Below are 23,758 nucleotides of genomic sequence, written 5' to 3' on the forward strand. Positions count from 1 at the left end.
GGGCACCGGAAACGTACTCAGGGGCGGAATGCCGTACCACCACTTGTTTTCCAGCACTTGCCCGACTCTGTGACACTTTGTGAAGATCATGAGGTGACGTTGACGAGACCCTCCCTTGGCGTGTCCGACGGGAGTGCGCCCAGACCGCGCCTCGGGGTGGGCCGAGCCGTCGCCGTTGTCGTCCTGGTGGCGCTGGCGGCGTTGATCCCGCTGCTCGGGCCGTCGGCCGCGCTGGACGGCACCGGGGAGGCCGCCGCGCCCGGCACCGCTGGGATCGGGCTGCTGCGTACGGTGCTGTTCGCGGCGCTGTGCGTCCCGCTGGGCGAGCTGTTCGTGAACCGGCTGGCCCGTCATGTGCCCGGCGCTCCCCCGGAGATGCCCCGCAGTTGGGCGCCGTACGCGGCCGGCGCCGGTTTCGTCGCCGCGCTCGGCCTGGCCTCGGTGGTGTCCACGGGCAACCTCGTGCCGCACAGCCCTGCCGACCTCGACGTCGGCGGTCTCTACGCGTCACGCGACGGCAAGCTCGCGCTGCTGGAGGTCAACGCCTTCGCCGTGGCCGGGCTGTGCGCCCTCTCGCGCCGGCCCGCCACCCAGGTCTGGCCGCTGGCCGCGGTCGTTGCCGCCGAGGCACTGCGTGCGCACCCCACGACCGAGCACAGCCCACTGCTCGGCTCCGGGCTGACGCTGGTGCACCTGGCCTGCGCGTCGCTCTGGGTCGGCGGGCTGCTGCACGCGCTGCGGACCCTGCGCGGATGGGGCGGCGCGCAGGCGGGCGCGGCCCTGCTGGGGCTCTACGCGCGCGTGGCGGCCGTACTGCTCGCCGCCATCACGGCGACGGGGGTGTGCAGCTCGCTGCGCCGGATGCCGTCGGACACGATCCTGGCGCAGCTGACCGAGACGGCGTACGGGCGTGCCCTGCTGGCCAAGGTGATCCTGGTGGCGGCCGTGGCCGCGCTCGCCCTGTGGGCCCGGATCGGGCTGGGCCGGGCGGCCGACCCACTGACGGCCTGCTCTCCCGCGCGGGCGGAGGTCGTCGCCCTGGGCGTGGTGGTGGCGCTGTCGGGACTGCTGACGGCGCTGCCGGTGCCGATCCGCTGGTGACTCAGAGGGTGACCTGAACCTTGAGCGCCGTGCGCTCGTCCATCGCCTTGTAGCCTGCGGGGACGTCCCCCAGTCCGACCGTCAGGTCGAAGACGGGCGACGGGTCGATCGTGCCGTTCAGGACGTCGGGCAGCAGCTGGGGGATGTAGGCGCGGACCGGTGCGACGCCGCCGCGGAGCGCGATGTTGCGGTCGAACATGACGCCGAGGTCGAGCCCGGTGCCGCTGCCGTGCGGCACACCGACGAAGCCGACGGCGCCGCCGTTCCGGGTGATGCCGACCGCCGTACGCATGGACTGTTCGGTTCCGACGGCCTCGACGACGGCGTGTGCGCCCTGCCCGCGGGTGAGTTCGCGTACGGCCTCGACGGCCGCGTCCCCGCGCTCGGCGACGACCTCGGTGGCACCGAAGCGGCGCGCGATGTCCGTGCGGACCTGGTGGCGGCCCAGCGCGATGATCCGCTCGGCACCGAGCCGCTTGGCCGCGAGCACCGCGCACAGGCCCACGGCGCCGTCACCCACCACGGCGACCGTGGCGCCCGGGCGGGCTCCGGCGCCGAGAGCCGCGTGGTGGCCGGTGCCCATGACGTCGGACAGGGTCAGCAGGGCGGACAGCAGGTGGTCGTCGGAGGCCGCGTCCTTGGGCAACTGGACGAGGGTGCCGTCGGCGTAGGGGACGCGCACGGCCTCGCCCTGGCCGCCGTCGGAGCCGACGGTGCCCCAGAAGCCGCCGTGCTCGCAGGAGGTGGTCAGGCCCTCGCGGCAGTAGTCACAGACCCCGTCGGACCACATGAAGGGCGCGACGACGAGGTCGCCCCGCTCGACGCCGGTCACCTCGGAGCCGGTCTCCTCGACGACGCCGAGGAACTCATGACCGATGCGCTGCCCCGCCTCCCGTGCCGCCTCACCCCGGTACGCCCACAGGTCGCTGCCGCAGATACAGGCGCGCAGCACCCGCACCACGGCGTCGGTGGGCTGCCGCACCACGGGATCGGGGACATCCTCCACACGCATGTCGAAGGGGGCGTGGATGGTGGTGGCGCGCATGGCGTGGGTCCTTCTCGTCTCTTGGTCGTACGTGCGCCGAGGGGATGGTCGAGCGCGCGTCCCACGGTACGCAGCCGTCGGCGCCCGGCGCGCTTCATGGCCAGGGCGGCGCCATACTGCGCAGTACGGCTCGGGGCGGGGCGGCGGCGCCCAGGCGTGCGCCGCTCCAGCCGGTCAGGGCGAGGGCGGCCGGTAACGCGGCCACGGTGACCGCCAGGCGCCAGTTCGCCGGCGGCAGCACCATCGCCGGCAGGACAGCAGTGCCCCGGCCGTGCACGCGAGGAAGCTCGCCCAGGCCGCGTGCCACGGGGTTCGTCCGCTCGTCCGGGTCGATACCGGGCTCCACGCGCGCGTACGCCCGTAGCGCGTCCCTTTCCGTCAGCTGGACCGCCGTCTCCAGGGCCGCCTCAAGGCCACGACGAGTCCCGCGGTCGACACGATGCCGTCGTTCGCCCCGAGAAGGGCTGCCCGCAGCCAGTTCAGCCGCTCCCCCAGCGCGCCACCGTGGGCCTCGGCATGCGTTGGTTCGGTCAGATGCGGAGGATTGCCCCCAAGCAGTCATCCAGGACGTACCGACGCTCCCGGTCAGGTACCGGGCTCACGGGGGGGGGACGGCAACACCCTGTACGCGCCCACCGGTTGACGCGCTGACGTTCGCGGCGCTCGAACGGGCGGACGGGGCAAGGCACCTGACGGCCAGGAGTGTCAGTCCCGGCCCGTATCCTCAGTGACCATGCTCGAAGACCGTACTGCCGCAGCGCCCTCCGCCACAGCCTGGCCGGCCGCGTATCCCCAGGGATACGCGGTCGTTGACGTGGAGACCACGGGCCTGGCCCGGGACGACCGGATAATCTCCGCGGCCGTCTACCGGCTGGACGCGCGCGGCGAGGTCGAGGACCACTGGTACACGCTGGTCAATCCGGAGCGGGACCCGGGCCCGGTCTGGATCCACGGTCTGACGAGCGACGTGCTCGAAGCGGCGCCCCTTTTCCAGGACATCGCCGAGGAGTTCTCGGCCCGGCTCGACGGCCGGGTGCTCGTCGCGCACAACGCTGTCTTCGACTGGCAGATGATCGCGCGCGAGTACGCGCGCGCGGAGCGCGAGGCCCCCGTACGGCAGCGGCTGTGCACCATCGCGCTCTCCAAGGAGTTGGACCTGCCGCTGCCCAACCACAAGCTGGAGTCGCTCGCCGCGCACTTCGGCGTCGTACAGCAGCGCGCGCACCACGCGCTGGACGACGCGCGCGTGCTGGCGGAGGCGTTCCGGCCGAGCCTGCGGGCCGCGGCGGCGGGCAGTGTGCGGCTGCCGCTGCAGGAGTGCCGGCCGCTGACCGAGTGGCGGGACACCGCCGCTCCCCGGATCGGACAGCAGGCGGGCGGCTTCAGCGGTTACGGCGGCTCCAGCGGCTATCGGCCGACCAGTTGGCGTCCGTCCCGCAAGAGGCCCGCGTGTCCCTACCCCAACCCAGGGCGCTACGAAGAGGGCAAGCGGCTCAGACAAGGCATGCGGGTCGCCTTCTCCGGCGACACCTCGATCGAGCGCGACCTGCTGGAGGACCGCGCGATCGAGGCCGGCCTGCATGTGTCGACGAGCCTGTCCCGGCTCACCAGCCTGCTCGTCACCAACGACCCGGACGCGGGCACGTCGAAGGTGGTCAAGGCCCGCCAGTACGGGACGCCGGTGATCGACGAAGCGGCGTTCGGGCAGTTGCTGAGGGACGTGGAACCCGCGTCGGAGCCGTGACCGTACGGACGGGTGATTGCCGCGCGACTCGCCCGGAGCCGCCTCGCCCGGGCCGCGGTGACGGCTCACCCTGTGGCGCATGGCGACATGTGAAGTATGCGGAAACGACTACGGCATGACCTTCGAGGTGCACGCGCAGGGCGCGGTGCACGTCTTCGACTGCTTCTCCTGTGCGATCCACCGTATGGCACCGGTCTGCGAGCACTGCCGCGTCCAGATCATCGGGCAGGGCGTCGAGGTCGAGGGCCACTGGTACTGCGGTGCCCACTGCGCCCGCGAGGAGGGGAAGGTGGGGATCGTCGACAAAGTGTGACGCGGTCCCGGTTCCGGCCCCGACCCGTACCCGCCTGAAAGCACCCCACGACCGAGTTGTACGGTCGTGGGGTGTACCGCTTCCTGTTGTCCCGGCAGTGGGTGATCCTCACGCTGGTCGCCCTCGTCCTCATCCCCACGATGATCAGGCTGGGCATCTGGCAGATGCACCGTTACGAGGAGCGCTCCGCCCGCAACCAGTTGGTTGCCGACGCGCTGGGCGCGAAGCCGGTGCCCGTGGAGAAGCTGACCTCCCCGGGGCACACGGTCACCACCAAGGAGCGGTACCGCCCCGTGACCGCCGTGGGCCGCTTCGACACCGACCGGGAAGTCGTCGTCAGGCGGCGCGTCAACGCCGACGAAGAGGTCGGCTTCCACGTCCTCACGCCCTTCGTCCTGACGGACGGCAAGGTGCTGCTGGTCAACCGTGGCTGGATCCCCGCGGACGGTCCCAGCCAGACGGCGTTCCCCGAGATCCCGGCGCCGCCCAGCGGGCGTATCACCGTCACCGGGCGGCTGATGCCCGACGAGACGACCGAGGCGAGCGGTATCAAGGACCTCAAGGGGCTCCCCGACCGGCAGGTCATGCTGATCAACAGCGAGCAGGAGGCCTCCCGGCTCGACGCTCGGGTGCTCGGCGGGTACGTGGTGCAGACGGCGCCCGCGCCGAAGGGCGATACGCCGGAGCTGATCGGGAAGCCCGGCGAGGAGAACGCTCCGCTGAATTACGCGTATGCCCTTCAGTGGTGGCTGTTCGCTGCCGGGGTGCCCGTCGGGTGGATGATCCTGGCCCGCCGCGAGGCTCGTGACCGGGCGGCGGGGCAGGAGAAGGCGGTCGAGGCGGAGCCGGTGGGTGTGTAGGGTCCGCCTACTCGCCATGGCTGGCCGGAAAGTCCGGCGACTGCGGGTTGTGGGGGCTGGTCGCGCCCACGCGGCGGAGCCGCACATCGGACAGAGCCCCGCGCCCCTCGAGGACGTCCACCGACCCTCGCTTCAGCAGCAGCGCCCCTGTCCGTGACCCTCTCGGTGCTGTCGACCCAGTACCTCGGCCAGCTCTTGTACATACCAGCGCACCCAGCGCACCGCCCTCACAACCGTGCCCCCACCAGCGGCTCACCCGCCTGCTCGGGCACGTCGATGCGGGACTCGACGTACGGTGCCTCGGTGGTCGGCAGTGAGCCGGGACGGCGTATCGAGCGGACGCAGACCACCGCCGCGTTGACGATCACGGCCGCGACCAGCAGCAGGAACAGCGCGATCAGTACGCCGTCGACCGTGGAGTTGGTGACCACGGTGTGCATCTCGTCGAGGGTCTTGGCGGGCGGCAGGACCTGGCCGGCGTCGATGCCGTCGGCGTACTTGGCGCGCTGGGCGAAGAAGCCGATCTTGGGGTCGTCGGAGAAGATCTTCTGCCAGCCCGCAGTGAAGGTGATCGCGACGACCCAGGCGAGCGGGATGCCCGTGACCCAGGCCCAGCGCAGCCGCCCGGACTTGATCAGGACCGTGGTACAGACGGTGAGCGCCACGGCCGCGAGGAGCTGGTTGGCGATGCCGAAGAGCGGGAAGAGCTGGTTGATTCCGCCGAGCGGGTCGGTGGCGCCGGTGTAGAGGAAGTAGCCCCAGGCCGCCACGACGAGGCCGCTGCACAGCCAGATCCCGGGCTTCCAGTTGACCCGGCCGATGGGCTTCCAGACGTTGCCGAGCACGTCCTGGAGCATGAAGCGCCCGACGCGGGTGCCGGCGTCGACGGTGGTCAGGATGAACAGGGCCTCGAACATGATCGCGAAGTGGTACCAGAAGGCCTTCATCGCGGTGCCGCCGAAGACGCCGGAGAAGATCTCCGACATGCCGACCGCCAGGGTCGGGGCGCCGCCGGAGCGGGCGATCAGCGTCTGCTCCTCGACCGCCTTGGCCGCCTGGGTCAGCTGGTCGGGGGTGATGGAGAAGCCGAGGCCCGCCACGGCCTGGGACGCCGACTCGGCGGTCGTACCGAGGAGACCGGCGGGGGCGTTCATCGCGTAGTACAGGCCCGGCTCCAGGGTCGCCGCCGCGATCAGCGCCATGATCGCGACGAACGACTCCATCAGCATCGCGCCGTATCCGATCAGCCGGACCTGGGACTCCTTCTGGATCAGCTTCGGAGTCGTGCCGGAGGCGACCAGCGCGTGGAAGCCGGACAGCGCGCCGCAGGCGATGGTGATGAACAGGAAGGGGAAGAGGGATCCGGCGAAGACCGGGCCCGCGCCGGTCGAGGCGAAGTCGGTCACGGAGTCCGCGCGCAGCACGGGGGCGGCGACCACGACACCCACCGCGAGCAGGGCGATGGTGCCGATCTTCATGAAGGTGGACAGATAGTCGCGCGGGGCGAGCAGCATCCACACCGGCAGGACGGAGGCGACGAAGCCGTAGCCGACGAGGCACAGCACGAGGGTCGTGGGGCTGAGGGTGAAGGCGCCGGCCAGCGAGGACTCCTGGATCCAGCTGCCGCCGACGATCGCGAGCAGCAGCAGCACGACGCCGATGAGGCTGGTCTCGACGACCCGGCCGGGGCGGATGCGGTGCAGCCAGAAGCCCATGAACAGGGCGATGGGAATGGTCATGGCCACGGAGAAGGTGCCCCACGGGGAGTGGGCGAGGGCGTTGACCACGACCAGGGCCAGCACGCCCAGCAGGATGATCATGATCGCGAAGACGGCTGTCAGTGCCGCCGCGCCGCCCACCCGGCCGATCTCCTCGCGGGCCATCTGCCCCAGCGACTTGCCGTCCCGCCGCATGGACAGGAACAGCACGACCATGTCCTGCACCGCCCCGGCGAAGATCACCCCGGCGACGATCCAGAGCGTGCCGGGCAGGTAGCCCATCTGGGCCGCGAGGACGGGACCGACCAGCGGCCCGGCGCCCGCGATCGCCGCGAAGTGGTGGCCGAGCAGCACCCGGCGGTCGGTGGGCTGGAAGTCGACGCCGTCCTCCAGGCGTTCGGCGGGGGTCGCCCGGCGGTCGTCCGGCTTCAGTACGCGGCGCGCGACGAAGCGGGAGTAGAAGCGGTAGGCGATGGCGTAGGAGCCGAGCGCGGCGACCACCAGCCAGACCGCGGAGATCTCCTCGCCCCGGGCCAGCGCGAGGACGCCCCAGGCGATGGCGCCGAGGAGGGAGACGGTGGTCCAGAGGAGGATCGAGCGCGGGGATATCCCGGACCTTTCCGGCACTGGACGGCCGTTTTCGGGCAGGGCTGATGTGGGCATGGCGGCTCCTTGGAAGACGAGTCAGAGGTGACTCAGCAGCTCGACAGGCAGGCGGGGGCCGGAGCTCCCCTCCCGCTCGCTGTCGGTCTGTGCAAGAGTTGCCCACCCCCTCGGACCGGTTGACAGCGAATTTCCGGGAAATTTCCCGCCCGTCTTCTGTCATCCGTTCGGGCCGCCCGCGCAACTCTCGCGCAAGGGCACAGTCACAGGCCCAGGCACACCAAGGACGGTGACCCATGGCCGACGGCGCCATGACCGCGACGTTCCTCGCCGTGATCGGCGGGGCGTCGCTGCTCGCCGTGACCGCGCGGCGCCTGCACCCGAGCGAGAAGCTGCCCTCCCTGGAGGGCTGGGCGCTGGCCGACCGCAGCCTCGGCCCGGTGTGGACCTGGCTGCTGCTCGGCGGCACGATCTTCACCGCGTACACCTTCGCCGCCGTACCGGGATTGGCGTACGGCAACGGCGCGCCCGCCTTCTTCGCGGTGCCGTACACGGTGATCGTCTGCCCGCTGGCCTTCGTGCTGCTGAGCCGGCTGTGGACCGTGGCCCGCCGGCACGGCTACGTCACGGTGGCCGACTTCGTGCGCGGCCGGTACGGCTCGCCGCCGCTGGCCCTGGTGGTCGCGCTGACCGGGATCCTCGCGACGATGCCGTATCTCGCGCTGCAGCTGCTCGGCATACGGGCGGTGCTGGCGGCCGGGGGCGTGTATCCGCGGGGCGCGGCCGGTGATCTGGTGATGGTGGCCCTGTTCGCGGGGCTGGCCGTCGCCACCTACCGGCACGGGCTGCGTGCCCCCACCGTCATCTCGGCACTCAAGGCCGTGGCCGTCTTCGTCTCGCTGACCGCGGTGACCTGGCTGGTCCTCGCACGGCTCGGCGGCCCGGGTGCCGTCTTCGACGGGGCGGCCGAGCGCATCGGCGGCCCGGCGCTGCTCCTCACCCCCGAGCAGCAGCCCGCCTACACCACCCTCGCCCTCGGCTCCGCGCTCGCCCTGCTGATGTACCCGCACGTGCTCACCGCCGGTTTCGCCGCCGACGGCCCGCAGACGCTGCGCAAGGTGGCCGTGGCGCTGCCCGCCTGGACCGGGCTGCTCGCCCTCTTCGGCTTCCTCGGCATCGCGGCCCTCGCGACGGGCGTGCGCGCCCCGGCGGGCGGCGCCGAGGCCGCCGTACCGATGCTGGTCGACCGGCTGATGCCGGCCCCGCTGGCCGGGCTGGTGTTCGGGGCGATCACCGTGGGGGCACTGGTCCCGGCGGCGGTGATGTCGATCGCGGCCGCCACCAGCTTCGTACGCAATGTGTACGTGGAGTACGTCCATCCGACGGCCACGCCCAAACGGCAGGTGCGCATCGCCAAGGCGGTGTCGCTCACCGCGAAGGTGGGCGCGGTGGCGTTCGTGTTCGGGCTGCGTGACCAGGACGCCATCAACCTCCAGCTCCTGGGCGGGGTCTGGATGCTGCAGATCTTCCCGGCCGTAGCGGTGGGGCTGTTCACCGGGCGGCTGCATCCGCGGGCGCTGCTCGCCGGGTGGGGCGTGGGCATGGTGGCGGGGACCTTCATGGTCGTAAGGGAGGGGTTCTCGTCGATCGTGCCCCTGGGCTCCGGGCCGGAGATCTACGCCGGGCTCGCCGCCCTGGTCCTCAACCTGACCGTCGCCGTGGCCGGTACCGCGGTGCTCGAACGTCTCGGCGTCCCGCGCGGCGCCGACCTCACCGACCTGCCGTCACGCCTGAGCGTCAGGCGGCGCCCCGAGACGGGAGCGAACCAACCGTGAGACAGCACCGAGACGCACTGCACCGGAATGCGGCTCCGCCGCTCGGCGGCACCGCCGCCGCGAGCACCCCCGTGCCGGCCGTGCCCCTCGCCCCGACGGTGAGCGATCCCGCGGACCTGGAGCGGGAGGCGGGCCTGGCCCGCCTGTTCGAGCTGCACTACTCCTCGATGCTGCGCCTCGCCGTCCTGCTCGGCGCCGACGATCCGGAGAACGTGGTCGCCGAGGCCTACTACCAGATCTACCGGAAGTGGCGGCGCCTGAGGGACACCGAGGCGGCGGAGGCCTATCTGCGCTCCACCGTGTGCAATCTGACGCGGATGCGGATACGGCACCTCCAAGTGGCCCGCAGACATGTGGAGAAGCCGGCCGACGAGCTCGTCGCCTCCGCCGAGAGCACCGCGCTCCTGCGCGACGACCAGCGTGTGCTGATCGACGCGCTCCAGCAGCTGCCGGCCCGGCAGCGCGAGGCGCTGGTGCTGCGGCACTGGCTCGGGCTGAAGGAGAGCGAGATCGCCGCGGCCATGGGAATCTCCTGTGGATCCGTCAAGACCCATACGGCGCGCGGCCTTGCCGCCCTGACCCAGGCAATGGAGGCCCGGCGATGACGCATCGAGATGCGACTGGGTCGCGTGGCACCAGTGCGGACCGCACGGAGCGGGAGCTGCGCGAGGCGCTCTCCGCGCTCGCCGACGGGGTGCAGGCGGCGCCCGACGCCTACCGCACGGCGCGCGGTGAGTGGCTGCGCCGGGAACGCCGGCGCCGGCTCGTCCTCGCCGTCCTCGTCGCGGTCGTGTTCGCCCTGGCCACGCTGATCGGACTGTGGGTCCTCAATCAGACCCCGGCCGATCCCGGCGTGATCTTCTCCGGCACGGGGTCCACGGCGGACTTGTCACTCACCTCGGCCCCGGCGAGCGCATCACTCGCCGGATCCCCGGCGGGCGCATGACTCACCGGATCCCCGGCGGGCACATGACTCACCGGATCCCCGGCAGACATTTCGGCCACCGGATCCTGGGCAGACATTTCGGCCACCGGATCCCGGGCAGGCATGTCGGTCACCGGGCCCCAGCCGGGCGTATCACTCCCCCGGCCGCACCCGGATTGGCCCACCGGCCCTTGGGGAACCCGCAATTGCGTGCACCGGCGCATCGAGGACTACGCCCTCATCGGCGACGAACAGACGGCCGCTCTGATCGGCAGGGACGGCTCCGTCGACTGGCTGTGTCTGCCCCGCTTCGACTCGGGAGCCTGCTTCGCCAGACTCCTCGGCAACAGCGACAACGGCCACTGGCGCATCGCCCCCAAACACGTCAAAGGCCCCTGCGCCCGCCGCGCCTACCGCCGCGACACGCTGGTCCTCGACACCGAGTGGGAGACCGACGAGGGCGCGATACGCGTCACCGACCTGATGCCCCAACGTGACCGCGCCCCCGACCTCGTGCGCATCGTGGAGGGCCTCGACGGCCGCGTCACCGTGCGCAGCACCCTGCGGCTCCGCTTCGACTACGGCTCGATCGTGCCCTGGGTGCGCAAGACCGACGGGCACCGGGTGGCCGTCGCCGGCCCCGACTCGGTCTGGCTGCGCAGCGAACCCCATGTGCACACCTGGGGCAAGAACTTCGGTACGCACTCGGAGTTCACGGTCGAGAAGGGGGAGACGGTCGCGTTCGTCCTCACCTGGCACCCCTCGCACGAGCCGCGCCCGCCGCTCATCGACCCGTACGAGGCGTTGCACGCCAGCGTCCGGGACTGGCGGAAGTGGGCGGGGCAGTGCCGCTACGACGGCCCGTACCGCGACGCCGTCGTCCGCTCCCTGATCACCCTCAAGGCCCTCACCTACCGGCCCACCGGCGGCATCGTCGCCGCCCCCACCACCTCGCTCCCCGAGGAGTTGGGCGGCGTGCGCAACTGGGACTACCGCTACTGCTGGCTGCGCGACTCCACCCTCCTGCTGAACGTGGGCCTGTCGGCGGGCTACCGGGAGGAGGCCAAGGCCTGGCGCGACTGGCTGGTGCGCGCGGTCGCCGGCGACCCGGCCGACCTGCAGATCATGTACGGCCTGGCGGGCGAGCGTCGGCTGCCCGAGTTCGAGGTGCCGTGGCTGCCCGGCTTCGCCGGCTCCGGCCCCGTACGCATCGGCAACGAGGCCGTGAAACAGCTGCAGTTGGACGTGTACGGCGAGGTCATGGACACCCTGGCACTGGCCCGGGAAGCAGGCCTGCCCATCAAGCCGCACATGTGGGCGCTCCAGTCCTCCCTCATGGAGTGGCTGCGCTCGGAGTGGCGGCAGCCGGACGAGGGGCTGTGGGAGGTGCGCGGCGGCCGCCGCCACTTCGTGCACTCGAAGGTGATGGTGTGGGTGGCCGCGGACCGGGCCGTGCGCACCCTGGAGAAGAACCCGAAGCTCAAGGGCGACCTCGACGGCTGGCGCGAACTGCGTGACGAGGTGCACCGCGAGGTCTGCGAGAAGGGCTACGACGCCGAGCGGAACACCTTCACGCAGTCCTACGGCTCCCGCGAACTCGACGCCGCGCTGCTGCTCATCCCGCGGGTCGGCTTCCTGCCGCCGGACGACCCGCGCGTCACCGGCACCATCGACGCGATCCGCGCCGACCTCAGCCATGAGGGCTTCCTGCGCCGCTACAGCACCGACGAGACGACGATCGACGGGCTGCCGGGCGGCGAGGGCACGTTCCTGGCCTGCTCGTTCTGGCTCGCGGAGGCGCTGCACATGACGGGTCGTACGCGGGCGGCACGCGAGCTGTTCGACCGGCTGGTGGGGCTCGCCAACGACGTGGGCCTGCTGTCCGAGGAGTACGACCCGGTGGCCGAACGCCAGCTCGGCAACTTCCCGCAGGCCTTCAGTCACATCGGCCTGGTGAACACCGCCCTCGCCCTGTTCGGGGACGACGGGGCAGGATAGGGGCCATGGATCTTGGACTGAAGGACCGGGTGTACGTCGTCACGGGGGCCACCCGTGGACTGGGCAACGCGGCGGCACGGGAGCTCGTGGCCGACGGAGCGAAGATTGTTCTGACCGGGAGGGACACCGAGCGGGCCGTCGCCGCGGCTGCCGAGCTGGGGCCGAATGCCGTGGGGGTGGCCGTCGACAACGCCGATCCGGCGGCGGCGGCCCGGCTGATCGCCACCGCGCGTGAGCGGTTCGGTGGGTTCGACGGCATTCTCGTGAGCGTCGGCGGGCCGCCTGCCGGGTTTGTCGCGGACAACACGGATGAGCAGTGGCAGACCGCGTTCGAGTCGGTGTTTCTGGGCGCTGTGAGGCTTGCCCGGGCGGCAGCGGCGGAACTGGACGAGGGCGGGGTCATCGGGTTCGTGCTGTCGGGGTCGGTGCATGAGCCGATTCCGGGGCTGACCATCTCGAATGGGCTGCGGCCCGGGCTGGCCGGGTTCGCCAAGTCCCTTGCGGATGAGTTGGGGCCGCGGGGGATTCGGGTCGTGGGACTGCTTCCGTCCCGCATTGACACGGATCGCGTGCGGGAGCTGGATGGCATGTCGGCGGATCCTGACGCCACTCGGGCTGCCAACGAGTCGCGGATTCCGTTGCGGCGGTATGGGAAGCCGGAGGAGTTCGGGCGTGCGGCGGCGTTTTTGTTGTCTCCGGCTGCGTCTTATCTGACGGGGATCATGTTGCCCGTGGATGGCGGGATGCGGCACGGGTTCTGAGCGCCGTTGCCGTCCAACGGTTCGTGGGGGCTTGTCGCGCACTTCCGCGCGCCCCTTGCCTCAGGGACGTCAACTGACCCTTTCAGCACGGTGCTTGACGCCCCGCAAGCGGACCTCTGTCGGCAATGATGCGAGGCCCGCCGAATTGCGGGCGTGGGTCAGGGCCTGGGCCGTGAGGTCGTTCAGAGCGGTGCCCGGGTCCACGTGCGGTTCCAGGTGGAGCCGTACCTGAGTCTCGGGGGTGCTGCGCCTGCCCCGCAGGTGGACGTGGGCGCGGTGGACGCCCTCCAGGCCCTGCGCCTCGCCCGCCAGTACGCCCTCCAGGGCCCGGCCCCGCAGCAGGGCGCCCTCGCCGTCGCCGGTGTCGACCAGGACCTCGGCGAGGCGGCGTCGGCGCAGGACCGAGGTCAGCCACCACAGGGCGAGCAGGACCAGGACGGCGAGCACGGCGATCACGGTCGGCCACCACCAGCCGTCGTCTCGCCAGCGGGTCCGCTCGGCGTCGCTGAGCAGGACGTCGTGCCGACTGTCGTGGATCCACCAGGAGGGGGGCTCCAGCCCCAGTCCCACGGCCAGTACGGAGCCGCCGATCACGAGCAGCACCAGTCCGACGAGCCCGATCAACACCCGGTTGACCACCCTGAGCACGGCCCTCACCCCTTCCGTCCGTGCCGCCGTACCCGCACCGACAGCGAGGGCGGCCGGGCCAGCCCCAGGCCCCTGATCGCGTCGGCGAGCGCGGCGTCCAGTTCGGCGCGTACGTCGTCCAGGTCGCGGAAGTGCGAGACCGCGCGGACATCGGCCTTGGCGCGGCCCATCCGTACCCGTACGGACTGGACCCCGGAGACCTCCATGGCCCGGTCGCGCAGGACGAGGGCGGCCAGGTCGCGGTGGAGGCCGGCGCGGACGTCGGGGTGGGTGCGCCGCATCGGCAGGACCGAGCGCAGGCCGGGCGTGGTGGCCAGGACCAGCAGCCACAGGCCGAGGGCCGCGGCGACGCCCGCGCCGACCAGTACCCAGATGTCGTCGAGGGGGCGTTCGGCGAGCTGGTGGGCCAGTTCGCGGCGCCAGCGCATGGCGGTCCGGTCGGCCCGCACGGCGGCGATGTCGTACAGGAAGACGCCGGCGCCGAGGAGGAGCAGCAGCGCTGTGATCGCGGCCGGGATCCGGCGTACGGACCAGAAGCGGCCCTCGCCGCCGCCCTTGTCGTCGACCGGGGGCGGCGGATCGTAGTCCGCCGCCGACGCCGACTGATCGAGGGGGTGGTCGGGTTCGGTCGTCTTCTCCATGACCGGCAGTCGTTGTGTGGTGCCCTCGGAGCCCTGGGACTCGCTCATCGCGTCCTCCCGTGTGCCGCGCCCTGTCCGGGCGCCGGGTGCAGCCGCTCCACGTGCACGGCGACCTCCGGCACCTCCATGCCCACCAACGCGCCTACCCGCTCCGCGACATGCCGACGCACGGCGGCGCATCGGGCGCCGATGTCGGTGGGGTAGTCGAGTTCGAGGTGGACACGGACGCGGGCGGTGTCGTGGGCGACGACGACGTCGGCGTAGGGCCGGTTGGCGTCCTCGGCCGGCTTGCCCACCGCCTCGCGTGCGGCCTGCGAGGCGATCTTCGCGACGACCCGGTCGGCGATCCGGGTCGCCCCGCGCTCACCCGGCGGAACGACGGGAAGGGGTCTGCCGAGCTCACCGGCCCCCGTGCTCACCGGCCTCACCGCCGCCGTTCGTCACGGCGCCGGAAGAAGTCACCGAGCTCGTACTCGCCCTCCAGGAACCACCCGACGACGAAACCGACGGCGCCCAGGGCCGCCACCAGCAGGAAGGCGCCGAATCCGCCGAAGTATCCGGCGAAGCCCAGTGCCATGCCGGCGATCATGCCGACCACGGCCATGCTCATGGTGCGCTCCTCAGCTCCTCAGCGGCCGCCGCCGCCGAGTTGTCGGTCGCCGATGCCTCACTGGATCCGGCGCTCCGGTTCCTCTTCCTCTTCCTCCGGAAGCTTCACATCACTCACCGCGATGTTGACCTCGACCACTTCGAGGCCGGTCATCCGCTCGACGGCGGTGATCACGTTCTCGCGGACGTCCCGGGCCACGTCGGCGATCGACACGCCGTACTCGACCACGATCTCCAGGTCGAGCGCGGCCTGTACCTCGCCGACCTCGGCCTTCACGCCCCGCGTCACCGACTTCGGCCCACCGCCGGGCACCCGGTCGCGCACGGCCCCGAAGGTCCGCGACAGTCCGCTGCCCATGGCGTGCACGCCGTCCACATCACGTGCGGCCATCCCGGCGATCTTCTCCACGACGCCGTCCGCGATGGTCGTCCGCCCCCGGGCACCGGGGTCTCCCCCGCCGCGCCTGGGCGCCTGGGTCTTTCGTGTGCTGAGGGCCTCGCCCTCCGTCCCCCGGGTCTGCTCCGACGTCTCAGTCATGGCCGTACATCCTTTTCGGTTGTCGTCCTTTGACCACGTTAATCGCGGTTACGCGATCGCGCGCCAGGGATGCGGCAGGCTGGAGGAATGACGACGACGGACCGGTGGACACAGGCAGTGAAACGACAGCTGCGCCTCGGCAGGCTCCTGCCCCTGGGCGGCCCGCACGACGGCGCGTGGATCTCCGAGGAGGCGGCCGAGTTGGTACTGCGGCGCGCGGCCGAGGACATGCGCGGGGTACGGCTGGACGCGCTCCGGATCGCGCTCATCGACCCGGACGACGCCGACGAGGCGGCCGTACCGCCGCCGCCGAGCGCACTGCCGCCCGGGCCCCTACGGGTGACGGCGGACTTCGCGGCGACGGCGGCCGAGGCGCTGCCCACGACGGCGGATCGGCTGCGTGGCCTGCTGGCCACCGCGGCCACGGAAGGCCTTGGCCTGACAGTGACCGAGGTGGACCTACGGGTGACGGCCCTGCTCGACGAGGACGCGGAACCCGCTCCTGTACGGCAGCCCGAGCCGACGCGGGCCGCCGAGCCCGGGAGCCCCGACGAGGAGCGCGTCGCCGCCGCGGCCCTGGCGGTACCAGGCGTGACCGAGCTGACGGGCGCTCTGGGCGGGTTGGGCCGTGCCGTGCACATCGAGGAGCGGCAGGACGAGGCCGCCCTGCCGCGCCGTCACGTGCGCGTGGAGATCGCGGTGAGCGCGGACCGCCGGTCCGTGGAGGTGGCCCGGGAGGTCCGCGAGTGGGTGGGCGAGGCGCTGGCCGATCGCCCGACGGTGGCGGTACTGGTCACGGCCGTCGGCTGATCAGGGCATGGCTCAGCAGCGCATGGCTCAGTCGCCGAGGCCGGCCAGGTCCCGCAGCCGCCGCGCCTGCGCAGCGCGCTCGGCGCCGCGCTGCTCGTCGTACGTCCGGTCCACGGCACCACGAATCAGCGCCTTGGTCTCGATCACGGCATCCCGCGGCGCGGCCACGACGGCCCCCGCCAGATCCCGTACGGCGTCGTCGAGCTGCTCGGCGGGCACCGCGAGGTTGGCCAGGCCGCTGCTCACGGCCTCCTCGGCCAGCACGAAACGGCCGGTGACACAGATCTCCAGCGCACGGCCGTATCCGACCAGCCCGACCAGCGGATGCGTGCCCGTCAGGTCCGGCACCAGCCCGAGGCTGGTCTCGCGCATGGCGAACTGCACGTCGTCGGCGACGACGCGCACGTCACAGGCGAGCGCGAGCTGGAAGCCCGCCCCGATGGCGTGGCCCTGTACGGCGGCGATGGACACGATGTCGTTGCGCCGCCACCAGGAGAAGCCCTCCTGGAACTCGGCGATGGCAGCGTCCAGTTCGGCGTCGCTGCTGCGCGCGAGCTCGATGAACGAAGGCTCGCCCTCGATCCCCTCGGGCGTGAACATCTGCCGGTCGAGCCCCGCGGAGAAGGACTTGCCCTCACCGCGCAGCACGACGACACGCACGCTGCCCGGCAGCAACTGCCCGGCCTCGGCGAGCGTCCGCCACATGGCGGGACTCTGCGCGTTGCGCTTGGCCGGGTTGTTCAGCGTCACCGTGGCGATCGCGCCGTCGACGGTGAGCCGTACGCCGTTCTTGTCGAGCAGGGGAGCGAGTTCCTGGTCGGCCGAAGCCATGGGGTGCCTCCGATGCGTGCGGTCATCACGGGATGCCCGGAGGGCACCCCCTAAGTGACTGCACAGTAACCACCCGGCCGATCAACCGACCGACCGGGTGGCCACCATCGAAGCCGATGGGCCGCCCGGTCTCAGCCGGCGGCCTTCTTGCCTCGCGTCGCACCGCCACGCCCACGGAGCGTGACGCCCGACTCGCTGAGCATCCGGTGCACGAAGCCATACGAGCGGCCGGTTTCCTCGGCCAGTGCCCGAATGCTCGCACCGGAGTCGTACTTCTTCTTCAGGTCTGCCGCGAGCTTGTCGCGCGCGGCGCCGGTTACCCGGCTGCCCTTCTTCAGAGTCTCGGCCACCCGTGCCTCCTCATGGGAAGTGCGCTCTGGTCTCCTCATGATCACCCCTCCGGGCCTTCATGGCCACCCATTCGGCAAGGTCCGTGAGACATGGTTTTGACGACAGGAGCACATCCCCACATGCGGAATCTGCAATTCCGCCGCGACTTGTCCGTACGGCCGAACGGGTTCTTTCGCGAAATGCCAGGTCAGGGACGCGCGACGGCCGAGCCCTTGTCGATAAAGGACTCGGCCGTGAAATCGATGTAGTACACACCTCGGTACGAGGAGATCTCACACAGATGATGGATCACCGATAGGCCGAATGATCCATACGCCGGTGATCACGCATTCGATCAAGCCAGGGCGACGAGATCCGCGTAGTCGGCGCCCCACAGGTCCTCGACACCGTCCGGCAGCAGAATGATCCGCTCCGGCTGGAGCGCCTCGACGGCGCCCTCGTCGTGGGTGACGAGCACGACCGCGCCCTTGTAGGTGCGCAGCGCGCCGAGGATCTCCTCGCGGCTGGCGGGGTCGAGGTTGTTGGTGGGCTCGTCGAGGAGCAGGACGTTCGCCGAGGAGACGACCAGGGTCGCGAGGGCGAGGCGGGTCTTCTCGCCGCCGGAGAGGACGGCGGCGGGCTTGTCGACGTCGTCGCCGGAGAAGAGGAACGAGCCGAGCGTCTTGCGCACCTCGACGAGGTCGAGGTCGGGGGCCGCCGAGCGCATGTTCTCCAGGACGGTGCGCTCGGGGTCGAGGGTCTCGTGCTCCTGGGCGTAGTAGCCGAGCTTGAGGCCGTGGCCGGGCACGACCGCGCCCGTGTCCGGCTGCTCGGCCCCGGCCAGCAGGCGCAGCAGGGTCGTCTTGCCCGCGCCGTTGAGGCCCAGGATGACCACGCGCGAGCCTTTGTCGATGGCCAGGTCGACGTCGGTGAAGATCTCCAGCGAGCCGTACGACTTCGACAGGCCCTCCGCCATCAGCGGGGTCTTCCCGCAGGGCGCGGGCTCGGGGAAGCGCAGCTTGGCGACCTTGTCCTGCTGGCGCACCGCGTCGAGGCCCGCGAGGAGCCGGTCGGCGCGCTTGGCCATGTTCTGCGCGGCGACGGTCTTGGTGGCCTTGGCGCGCATCTTGTCGGCCTGCGAGTGGAGTGCGGCGGCCTTCTTCTCGGCGTTCTGCCGCTCGCGCTTGCGGCGCTTCTCGTCGGCCTCGCGCTGCTGCTGGTAGAGCTTCCAGCCCATGTTGTAGACGTCGATCTGGGCGCGGTTGGCGTCCAGGTAGAACACCTTGTTGACAACCGTCTCGACCAGGTCGACGTCGTGGGAGATGACGATGAAGCCGCCGCGGTAGGTCTTCAGGTAGTCGCGCAGCCAGACGATCGAGTCCGCGTCGAGGTGGTTGGTCGGCTCGTCGAGCAGCAGGGTGTCGGCGTCCGAGAACAGGATGCGGGCGAGCTCGATACGGCGGCGCTGACCGCCGGAGAGGGTGTGCAGGGGCTGGCCGAGCACCCGGTCGGGCAGGTTGAGCGCGGCGGCGATGGTGGCGGCCTCGGCCTCGGCGGCGTACCCGCCCTTGGTGAGGAACTCCGTCTCCTGGCGCTCGTACTGCCTCAGCGCCTTCTCGCGGGTCGCGCCCTGGCCGTTGGCGATGCGCTGTTCGTTCTCGCGCATCTTGCGGATCAGTACGTCCAGGCCGCGCGCGGACAGGACGCGGTCGCGGGCGAGGACGTCGAGGTCGCCGGTGCGGGGGTCCTGCGGGAGGTAGCCGACCTCGCCGGAGCGGGTGATGGTGCCGCCGGCGGGGATGCCCTCGCCGGCGAGGCACTTGGTGAGGGTCGTCTTGCCGGCGCCATTGCGGCCGACGAGACCGATGCGGTCGCCCTTGGCTACGCGGAAGGTCGCGGACTCGATGAGGACGCGCGCACCGGCGCGCAGCTCGATACCGGAGGCGGAGATCACGGACAGACTCCAGAGCGGGGGTAGGTGGCGGGAAGGGCGGCTGAGGACGTTCCCGCCGTCTAATGCGCGAGGAGAATGGCCATGCGGTCAGTCTAACGGGGCTGTGCAACCACTTTTTCTGGGTTCGGGTGTTCGAGCCGGGGACTGCCGCCTTCCTCGACGACTTCATTGCCGAGCGGTCTGCGGTGCGGGACGACTCGTCCCAGGTCGTCCACGGCGATGAGCTGGGCGGTCCAGGCCGCGTGGGGGCAGGGCTGGGCGACGAGAAGCGCCCCATCGTGATGTACGGCACGTGCGGGCTCGAAGGCGCAGCCCTCACGGGCGGGCAGCACCCAGCGCAGATCGCCGTCGGCGATGCGGTACGCCAGGACGCCGCGCGGCGTCACGACGCCGAGGATGCCGCGGCCGAGGGGGCGCAGGACTCCGGTGCCGCCCTGGGCCGGGAGCCACTCGGCGGCCGCGGGCAGGGCGCGGTGCCAGCGCACGGAACGGCCGTCGGTGTCGGTGACCATGCCGTCGTCCCAGAGCGTGATGGTCTCCCCGCGCGCGTGGAGTGAGGTGAAGGGGCGGCGTCCTTCGCGGGTGTAGCGCCACAGGGTCGTGCCGGTGCGGGGAGCGTAGGCCTCCAGGGTCGCGGCGCGGGTGCGCAGTGCTGTCGGGGGCGGTGGGGTCGGGTGCCGGGGGGCGGCGTGATCCACGCGCGCGTGGTCGGCATGGACGGCGTGGACGGTGAGGTGGTCGCCGTAGGGGGTGGGGCGTGCGTGGTGGGCGAGCGCCAGGAGCGGGATCGCGAGGAGGGCCAGAGCGGTCGGCAGCAGCCGGGAGCGGGTGGCCGCGGGGGGCTCCGGGGGCTCGGGAGCGGCACCGAGAGCCGCGGTCGCGTCGACTGCCTCGACCGGCAGAGCGGCCATCACGCCCCCTTGGAGCCCGTCTCGGAGCCTTCTGGGCCCGTCCCGGACCCGCCTTCCAGCGGACCCGGCGCAGAGCGTAGTCACCCCCGCGGGGAGTCGCGGGCCTTACCGTCGGGACACGGCGGGGAGGCCCCGGCCTGTCCCCCGCATGGCGGCCTCGGCTCGCGGGCCGTTGTCAGTGATCGCTGCAAGACTGGCTGCGGGTCGGAATTCCGGCCGTCGACAGCAAGGATCACGAGCAAGGATCACTGCGATGGATCACGAAGGGGTGATCGGCATGGCGGGCACGAGCGGTGGGCGTCCGAGCATCTACCCGACGCTGCTGTACGCGGACGCGAAGGCGGCGATCAAGCAGCTCACGGAGGCCTTCGGCTTCACGGAGCTGGCGGTGTACGAGGGCGAGGACGGCTCGGTGGCACACGCCGAGCTGATGCAGGGCAACGGCGCGGTGATGCTCGGCTCGAAGGGCACCGGCAGCGTCTTCGACAAGGTGATGAAGGACGCGGGCACCACCGGGGTGTACGTCGTCGTGGACGACGTCGACGCACACCACCGACGAGCCGTGGAGCACGGCGCGGAGATCCTGATGCCCCCGACGGACCAGGACTACGGCTCGCGGGACTACATGGCCCGGGACGTCGAGGGCAATGTGTGGAGCTTCGGCACCTACGCCCCGGAAATGAAGGGCTGACGCCGGTCCGGCTCAGTTCCCCCCGGTGTGCACCTGGAAGGCGGCGCGGCGTACGGCCTTCGCGAGCGCCGGGTCGGGGTGCGCGGCGGCGAGCGCGACCAGGACCTGCACGGTGCGGGGATGGCCGACGGCACGCACCTCGTCCAGGAGCATCGGCACCGTCGGCTGCACCGCGGACTCCAGGTGCCGTACGAGCATCGGGGCCTCACCGTGGTCGGCGACGGCGGCGGCGGTGTCGACCCACAGCCAGGTGGCCTCTTCCCGGGTGAGCACCTCGTGGGCGTCCTCGGGGTCGACGCCGTCGTGCTCGGCGAGCCACAGCAGGGCGTAGGGCCGCAGCGTCGGCTCGTCGTGGACGGCACGCACATCGGGCTCGGCGGGGGCGCCGACGACGCGCAGCGCCTCGAAGGCGAGGCCGCGCAGCAGGGCGTCCTCGCCCCGGGCGGCGTCGAGGAGTTCGGTGACGGCGCTGCCGACGGGGCGGGCGGCGAGCCAGGCGCGGTATTCGTCGCGGGCGGCGTTCGGGCGGAGCTGGGCGCAGCCGCGGAGCATGTCCTCGGCGGACCGCTCGATGTTCCCGGCGGGGCTCTGGGCGGCGACGCAGATCTGCTCCAGCTTGACCCAGACCGCCCAGTTGCCGAGCGGGGTGAGCGTGGCTTGGCCGTCGCCGTAGGTGAGGGCGCCGACGGAGGCGAGAGCGTGCAGGGCCCAGTCGAGGAGGGGCGCGAGGGGGGTGTCCTCAGCGGCCGTTGCCGCGTCGGCGGCCGGCTCGGGCTGGGGACCGTAGGGGATCTCGCAGCGCTCGGTGCGCAGCTCGGTGACCCGCTGCTCCAGCAGGTCCAGGAGCTGCTCCACCGGGACCGGCCCGGCGGACAGCTGCAGGAAGGAGAGCACCTGGGGCATGGCCGAGACGACGTCGGCCACGGCGGCGGCGTGCTCGTGCTGCTCGGGTTCCGGGTGGGCGAGCGACCAGGCGTCGAAGAAGGCGACCCAGCCGCGCAGTACGGCGCTGTCGTCGCGGTCCCAGGCGCGCAGCCGCCAGCCGGGGCGGGCGCTGTCGCCGTGCACCTCGACGAGGCCCGCGAGGCGGGCGGTGTCCCAGTCGGCGCGGACCTGAGCGACGGTCAGGCCGAGGTCCTGGGCCGCGCGTTCGGCGGTCGCGTCGGAGAGGGTGCCCTTGCCGTCGGGGTTCCCACCGTCACGGCCGGGGCGCAGCGCGGCGTCGGCCCAGTGGGCGACGCGGGCCGCGCCGGCCAGACCGGAGCGAGCCATTCTGGCCAGCTCGGACCGGGCCGGGGTGCCCTCCGGAGGACGGGGCGCGGGGCGGCGTGGGCGCCGCTGGTTCACAGCTGAGGGGGCGGCGGCCAGGGGTCGCGGGCGGACGAGTCGAAGCCTGGAGTCGCGCGGGATACGGGACGTCACGGGTGCAGTCTTCCGGTTGACGGTCCGAAAACCCAAACGGAATGTCACGAGGGGCGACGGAGAGGGCCAACGCACGGGGCCCGGCGGGTGGCGAGGGACTCATAACAGGCCAGTGGTACGGGGTTAAACGGAATCTGTGGGACCGGTGCGGGGAGCCGGGTGGCGGGCAAGGTCCGAGCAGGTGCGGAGGGGTGCCGCTTCGGCCGCGTACATGAGCGGTGTTGCGTCACATGAGCGGTGTGATGAAGCGGCGCAGGGACTCCTCGTAGGACTCCGGGTCGGCGTTCCACATGGCGGCGTGGGGAGCATTCTTGACCGTGTTGAGGGCTACCAGGTTGGGGTGGGCGTCGGCCAGCCGGCGGGAGAGGGTCCAGGGGGCGACCCTGTCGTCGGGGCCGTGGAAGATCAGCGTCGGCACCGTGAGGCGGTCGGGGGCGCCTGTGTCGTGGCCGCGGTCGGCGTGCAGGCCGGTGCGGCCCTGTGCCGCGCGGACCGCGAGCGGCAGCAACGCGCTCGGCGTGTGGCGAGCCGTGGCGAGAGCGCGCAGGGTGGCTTCCCAGCTGAGCACCGGGGAGTCCAGGACGAGGCCCGAGACATGGTCACGCAGCCCCGAGTGCGCGGCGGCGCGCAGTGCCATCGTCGCGCCGGTGGACCAGCCGAGCAGGACGAGTTGCTTGGCGCCGTACCGCACGGCGTAGCGCATGGCCGCGTCCAGGTCGCGCCACTCGGTCTCGCCGAAGTGGTTCAGGCCGTCCGGCGGGCGGGGTGCGCCGAGGTCGCCGCGGTAGGCGAGGGCGAGGACCGGGAAGTGGCGGCCGCTCAGGAACTCCATGACGTTCATGGCGTGTTCGCGGGTGGTGCCGAGGCCGTGCACCGCGATGATCCAGGTGTCGCGGGCGCCGGGGACGAACCATGCGGGCAGGCCGCCGAGTTCGCCGGGGATGTCGACGTCGGCGTGGTCGAGGCCGAGGGCGGCGCTCGGGTTGCCGACGTGAACGTTGGGGGTGAGCCAGACGCTGTCGCCGGGCCGGAGGGTGCCGTGCGTGACGCGTTCCAGACGGCGTATGACGGTGTCGGCGGAGTGGTTCGCCGCGGCGAGGACGGGGCCGACGACCGCGTGTGAGCCGTCGCCGGAGAGGCCGTAGGTGCCGGGGCGCAGGGAGGCCAGGTCGCGGGTGAGCGCGATCTGGCCGGCGGCCGTGGCGTGCACGGTGAGTTTGGGTTCGGTGGGCAGGGGGCGGCCCGCGGGCGCGGTCAGCGCGGCTCCGCTGGCGAATCGGCCGGCCGCCACGGTGGCGGCACCGGCGGCCAGGGCCACGGTGACGGCGGCGGCCGTCGCTTTGACAGTGCGCACGTGTTCCAGTGTCCGGGCGGACGGGTGGAGCGGCCAGTGGGAGGGCGGGTTGGAGTGAGGGTCCCGTTTTCCTCGCCCCCGCCGCCCCTACCCGTCCCGTCCCTGAGGGCTGAAAT

The 23,758-nt window shown here is 71.9% G+C and carries 24 protein-coding genes and 1 pseudogene; 11 read left to right on the forward strand and 14 right to left on the reverse strand.

Annotated elements, in window-relative coordinates; genetic code table 11:
* Positions 1–93: 93 nt before the first annotated feature.
* Complete coding sequence (locus ACTMVF_RS37810) at positions 94–1,101, forward strand: CopD family protein (protein WP_441275612.1); 1,008 nt, start codon at positions 94–96, stop codon at positions 1,099–1,101.
* A gap of 1 nt (position 1,102) precedes the next feature.
* Here ACTMVF_RS37810 and ACTMVF_RS37815 read toward each other — a convergent pair whose 3' ends face one another.
* Both ACTMVF_RS37815 and ACTMVF_RS37820 read right to left on the reverse strand, forming a co-directional pair.
* A complete protein-coding gene (locus ACTMVF_RS37815; protein ID WP_441275613.1) occupies positions 1,103–2,146 on the reverse strand; it encodes a zinc-dependent alcohol dehydrogenase family protein in 1,044 nt (347 codons plus the stop codon).
* A 109-nt stretch (positions 2,147–2,255) separates the two neighbouring features.
* Positions 2,256–2,680, reverse strand: a pseudogene (locus ACTMVF_RS37820) (VIT1/CCC1 transporter family protein); the annotation flags it as partial.
* A 199-nt stretch (positions 2,681–2,879) separates the two neighbouring features.
* Between ACTMVF_RS37820 and ACTMVF_RS37825 the strand changes: the two are divergent.
* The 3 genes from ACTMVF_RS37825 to ACTMVF_RS37835 all read left to right on the forward strand — a co-directional run bounded on the left by ACTMVF_RS37825 (position 2,880) and on the right by ACTMVF_RS37835 (position 5,063).
* Positions 2,880–3,890: a DEDDh family exonuclease gene (locus ACTMVF_RS37825; protein ID WP_441275614.1), complete on the forward strand. Its 1,011-nt coding sequence runs from the start codon at positions 2,880–2,882 to the stop codon at positions 3,888–3,890.
* Between the two features lie 79 nt (positions 3,891–3,969).
* On the forward strand, positions 3,970–4,203 hold the full coding sequence (locus ACTMVF_RS37830; protein ID WP_079051088.1) for a hypothetical protein: 234 nt from the start codon (positions 3,970–3,972) through the stop codon (positions 4,201–4,203).
* A 71-nt stretch (positions 4,204–4,274) separates the two neighbouring features.
* The gene (locus ACTMVF_RS37835; protein WP_441275615.1) at positions 4,275–5,063 is read left to right on the forward strand and encodes an SURF1 family cytochrome oxidase biogenesis protein; all 789 of its coding nucleotides are present in this window, start codon (positions 4,275–4,277) and stop codon (positions 5,061–5,063) included.
* 227 nt (positions 5,064–5,290) lie between these two features.
* Here ACTMVF_RS37835 and ACTMVF_RS37840 read toward each other — a convergent pair whose 3' ends face one another.
* A complete protein-coding gene (locus ACTMVF_RS37840) occupies positions 5,291–7,444 on the reverse strand; it encodes a carbon starvation CstA family protein (RefSeq protein ID WP_441275616.1) in 2,154 nt (717 codons plus the stop codon).
* Between the two features lie 236 nt (positions 7,445–7,680).
* On the opposite strand from ACTMVF_RS37840, the gene ACTMVF_RS37845 reads away from it, so the two are divergent.
* From ACTMVF_RS37845 to ACTMVF_RS37865, 5 genes are all read left to right on the forward strand, one after another.
* Positions 7,681–9,219, forward strand: a complete 1,539-nt coding sequence (locus ACTMVF_RS37845) for a sodium:solute symporter family protein (RefSeq protein ID WP_441275617.1) — start codon at positions 7,681–7,683, stop codon at positions 9,217–9,219.
* A gap of 17 nt (positions 9,220–9,236) precedes the next feature.
* Positions 9,237–9,824 (forward strand): sigma-70 family RNA polymerase sigma factor, encoded by a 588-nt coding sequence (locus ACTMVF_RS37850; protein WP_441275746.1) that lies wholly within the window; start codon positions 9,237–9,239, stop codon positions 9,822–9,824.
* Positions 9,821–10,165: a hypothetical protein gene (locus tag ACTMVF_RS37855; RefSeq protein WP_441275618.1), complete on the forward strand. Its 345-nt coding sequence runs from the start codon at positions 9,821–9,823 to the stop codon at positions 10,163–10,165. Before ACTMVF_RS37850 ends, ACTMVF_RS37855 begins: the two co-directional genes overlap by 4 nt.
* A gap of 189 nt (positions 10,166–10,354) precedes the next feature.
* A complete protein-coding gene (locus ACTMVF_RS37860; RefSeq protein ID WP_441275619.1) occupies positions 10,355–12,142 on the forward strand; it encodes a glycoside hydrolase family 15 protein in 1,788 nt (595 codons plus the stop codon).
* Positions 12,143–12,147: 5 nt separating this feature from the next.
* Positions 12,148–12,903, forward strand: a complete 756-nt coding sequence (locus ACTMVF_RS37865; RefSeq protein WP_441275620.1) for an SDR family oxidoreductase — start codon at positions 12,148–12,150, stop codon at positions 12,901–12,903.
* Positions 12,904–12,972: 69 nt separating this feature from the next.
* Here the strand turns inward: ACTMVF_RS37865 and amaP are convergent, their stop codons facing one another.
* Genes amaP through ACTMVF_RS37890 form a run of 5 tightly spaced genes read right to left on the reverse strand, consistent with a single transcriptional unit; the run spans position 12,973 to position 15,339 of the window.
* The gene (gene amaP, locus ACTMVF_RS37870) at positions 12,973–13,551 is read right to left on the reverse strand and encodes an alkaline shock response membrane anchor protein AmaP (RefSeq protein ID WP_441275621.1); all 579 of its coding nucleotides are present in this window, start codon (positions 13,549–13,551) and stop codon (positions 12,973–12,975) included.
* Positions 13,552–13,556: 5 nt separating this feature from the next.
* On the reverse strand, positions 13,557–14,240 hold the full coding sequence (locus tag ACTMVF_RS37875; RefSeq protein ID WP_441275622.1) for a DUF6286 domain-containing protein: 684 nt from the start codon (positions 14,238–14,240) through the stop codon (positions 13,557–13,559).
* Positions 14,237–14,620, reverse strand: a complete 384-nt coding sequence (locus ACTMVF_RS37880; RefSeq protein ID WP_441275623.1) for an Asp23/Gls24 family envelope stress response protein — start codon at positions 14,618–14,620, stop codon at positions 14,237–14,239. Before ACTMVF_RS37880 ends, ACTMVF_RS37875 begins: the two co-directional genes overlap by 4 nt.
* On the reverse strand, positions 14,617–14,802 hold the full coding sequence (locus tag ACTMVF_RS37885; RefSeq protein ID WP_441275624.1) for a hypothetical protein: 186 nt from the start codon (positions 14,800–14,802) through the stop codon (positions 14,617–14,619). The genes ACTMVF_RS37880 and ACTMVF_RS37885 overlap by 4 nt, the downstream gene beginning before the upstream one ends.
* Positions 14,803–14,859: 57 nt before the next feature.
* Complete coding sequence (locus tag ACTMVF_RS37890; RefSeq protein WP_441275625.1) at positions 14,860–15,339, reverse strand: Asp23/Gls24 family envelope stress response protein; 480 nt, start codon at positions 15,337–15,339, stop codon at positions 14,860–14,862.
* An 87-nt stretch (positions 15,340–15,426) separates the two neighbouring features.
* Here ACTMVF_RS37890 and ACTMVF_RS37895 point away from each other — a divergent pair, with 87 nt between their 5' ends.
* Positions 15,427–16,149 carry a nucleopolyhedrovirus P10 family protein gene (locus ACTMVF_RS37895; protein ID WP_441275626.1) on the forward strand — a complete coding sequence of 241 codons (723 nt, stop codon included), beginning with the start codon at positions 15,427–15,429 and terminating at the stop codon, positions 16,147–16,149.
* A 27-nt stretch (positions 16,150–16,176) separates the two neighbouring features.
* Here the strand turns inward: ACTMVF_RS37895 and ACTMVF_RS37900 are convergent, their stop codons facing one another.
* From ACTMVF_RS37900 to ACTMVF_RS37915, 4 genes are all read right to left on the reverse strand, one after another.
* Positions 16,177–16,980 (reverse strand): enoyl-CoA hydratase/isomerase family protein, encoded by an 804-nt coding sequence (locus ACTMVF_RS37900; RefSeq protein ID WP_441275627.1) that lies wholly within the window; start codon positions 16,978–16,980, stop codon positions 16,177–16,179.
* A 131-nt stretch (positions 16,981–17,111) separates the two neighbouring features.
* On the reverse strand, positions 17,112–17,330 hold the full coding sequence (locus ACTMVF_RS37905) for a helix-turn-helix domain-containing protein (RefSeq protein ID WP_019758351.1): 219 nt from the start codon (positions 17,328–17,330) through the stop codon (positions 17,112–17,114).
* A 335-nt stretch (positions 17,331–17,665) separates the two neighbouring features.
* Positions 17,666–19,264, reverse strand: a complete 1,599-nt coding sequence (locus ACTMVF_RS37910; protein ID WP_441275628.1) for an ABC-F family ATP-binding cassette domain-containing protein — start codon at positions 19,262–19,264, stop codon at positions 17,666–17,668.
* 92 nt (positions 19,265–19,356) lie between these two features.
* Positions 19,357–20,175, reverse strand: coding sequence for a hypothetical protein (locus ACTMVF_RS37915; RefSeq protein WP_441275629.1), 819 nt, complete (start codon positions 20,173–20,175; stop codon positions 19,357–19,359).
* A 253-nt stretch (positions 20,176–20,428) separates the two neighbouring features.
* Here ACTMVF_RS37915 and ACTMVF_RS37920 point away from each other — a divergent pair, with 253 nt between their 5' ends.
* Complete coding sequence (locus tag ACTMVF_RS37920; protein WP_441275630.1) at positions 20,429–20,866, forward strand: VOC family protein; 438 nt, start codon at positions 20,429–20,431, stop codon at positions 20,864–20,866.
* A 12-nt stretch (positions 20,867–20,878) separates the two neighbouring features.
* Here the strand turns inward: ACTMVF_RS37920 and ACTMVF_RS37925 are convergent, their stop codons facing one another.
* Both ACTMVF_RS37925 and ACTMVF_RS37930 read right to left on the reverse strand, forming a co-directional pair.
* Positions 20,879–22,288: a hypothetical protein gene (locus ACTMVF_RS37925; protein ID WP_441275631.1), complete on the reverse strand. Its 1,410-nt coding sequence runs from the start codon at positions 22,286–22,288 to the stop codon at positions 20,879–20,881.
* Between the two features lie 226 nt (positions 22,289–22,514).
* Positions 22,515–23,642, reverse strand: a complete 1,128-nt coding sequence (locus ACTMVF_RS37930) for an alpha/beta hydrolase (RefSeq protein ID WP_441275632.1) — start codon at positions 23,640–23,642, stop codon at positions 22,515–22,517.
* Positions 23,643–23,758: the final 116 nt, after the last annotated feature.

It is taken from the genome of Streptomyces sp. SD31, from assembly GCF_052068475.1.
Classification (GTDB): domain Bacteria; phylum Actinomycetota; class Actinomycetes; order Streptomycetales; family Streptomycetaceae; genus Streptomyces.

Excerpts from the sequence above, each read along its gene's own strand:
- ACTMVF_RS37815 (WP_441275613.1), bottom strand. The coding sequence starts at position 2,146 with ATGCGCGCCACCACCATCCACGCCCCCTTCGACATGCGTGTGGAGGAT.
- ACTMVF_RS37825 (WP_441275614.1), top strand. The coding sequence starts at position 2,880 with ATGCTCGAAGACCGTACTGCCGCAGCGCCCTCCGCCACAGCCTGGCCG.
- ACTMVF_RS37830 (WP_079051088.1), top strand. The coding sequence starts at position 3,970 with ATGGCGACATGTGAAGTATGCGGAAACGACTACGGCATGACCTTCGAG.
- ACTMVF_RS37840 (WP_441275616.1), bottom strand. The coding sequence starts at position 7,444 with ATGCCCACATCAGCCCTGCCCGAAAACGGCCGTCCAGTGCCGGAAAGG.
- ACTMVF_RS37845 (WP_441275617.1), top strand. The coding sequence starts at position 7,681 with ATGGCCGACGGCGCCATGACCGCGACGTTCCTCGCCGTGATCGGCGGG.
- ACTMVF_RS37855 (WP_441275618.1), top strand. The coding sequence starts at position 9,821 with ATGACGCATCGAGATGCGACTGGGTCGCGTGGCACCAGTGCGGACCGC.
- ACTMVF_RS37865 (WP_441275620.1), top strand. The coding sequence starts at position 12,148 with ATGGATCTTGGACTGAAGGACCGGGTGTACGTCGTCACGGGGGCCACC.
- ACTMVF_RS37875 (WP_441275622.1), bottom strand. The coding sequence starts at position 14,240 with ATGAGCGAGTCCCAGGGCTCCGAGGGCACCACACAACGACTGCCGGTC.
- ACTMVF_RS37885 (WP_441275624.1), bottom strand. The coding sequence starts at position 14,802 with ATGAGCATGGCCGTGGTCGGCATGATCGCCGGCATGGCACTGGGCTTC.
- ACTMVF_RS37890 (WP_441275625.1), bottom strand. The coding sequence starts at position 15,339 with ATGACTGAGACGTCGGAGCAGACCCGGGGGACGGAGGGCGAGGCCCTC.
- ACTMVF_RS37895 (WP_441275626.1), top strand. The coding sequence starts at position 15,427 with ATGACGACGACGGACCGGTGGACACAGGCAGTGAAACGACAGCTGCGC.
- ACTMVF_RS37900 (WP_441275627.1), bottom strand. The coding sequence starts at position 16,980 with ATGGCTTCGGCCGACCAGGAACTCGCTCCCCTGCTCGACAAGAACGGC.
- ACTMVF_RS37915 (WP_441275629.1), bottom strand. The coding sequence starts at position 20,175 with ATGGCCGCTCTGCCGGTCGAGGCAGTCGACGCGACCGCGGCTCTCGGT.
- ACTMVF_RS37920 (WP_441275630.1), top strand. The coding sequence starts at position 20,429 with ATGGATCACGAAGGGGTGATCGGCATGGCGGGCACGAGCGGTGGGCGT.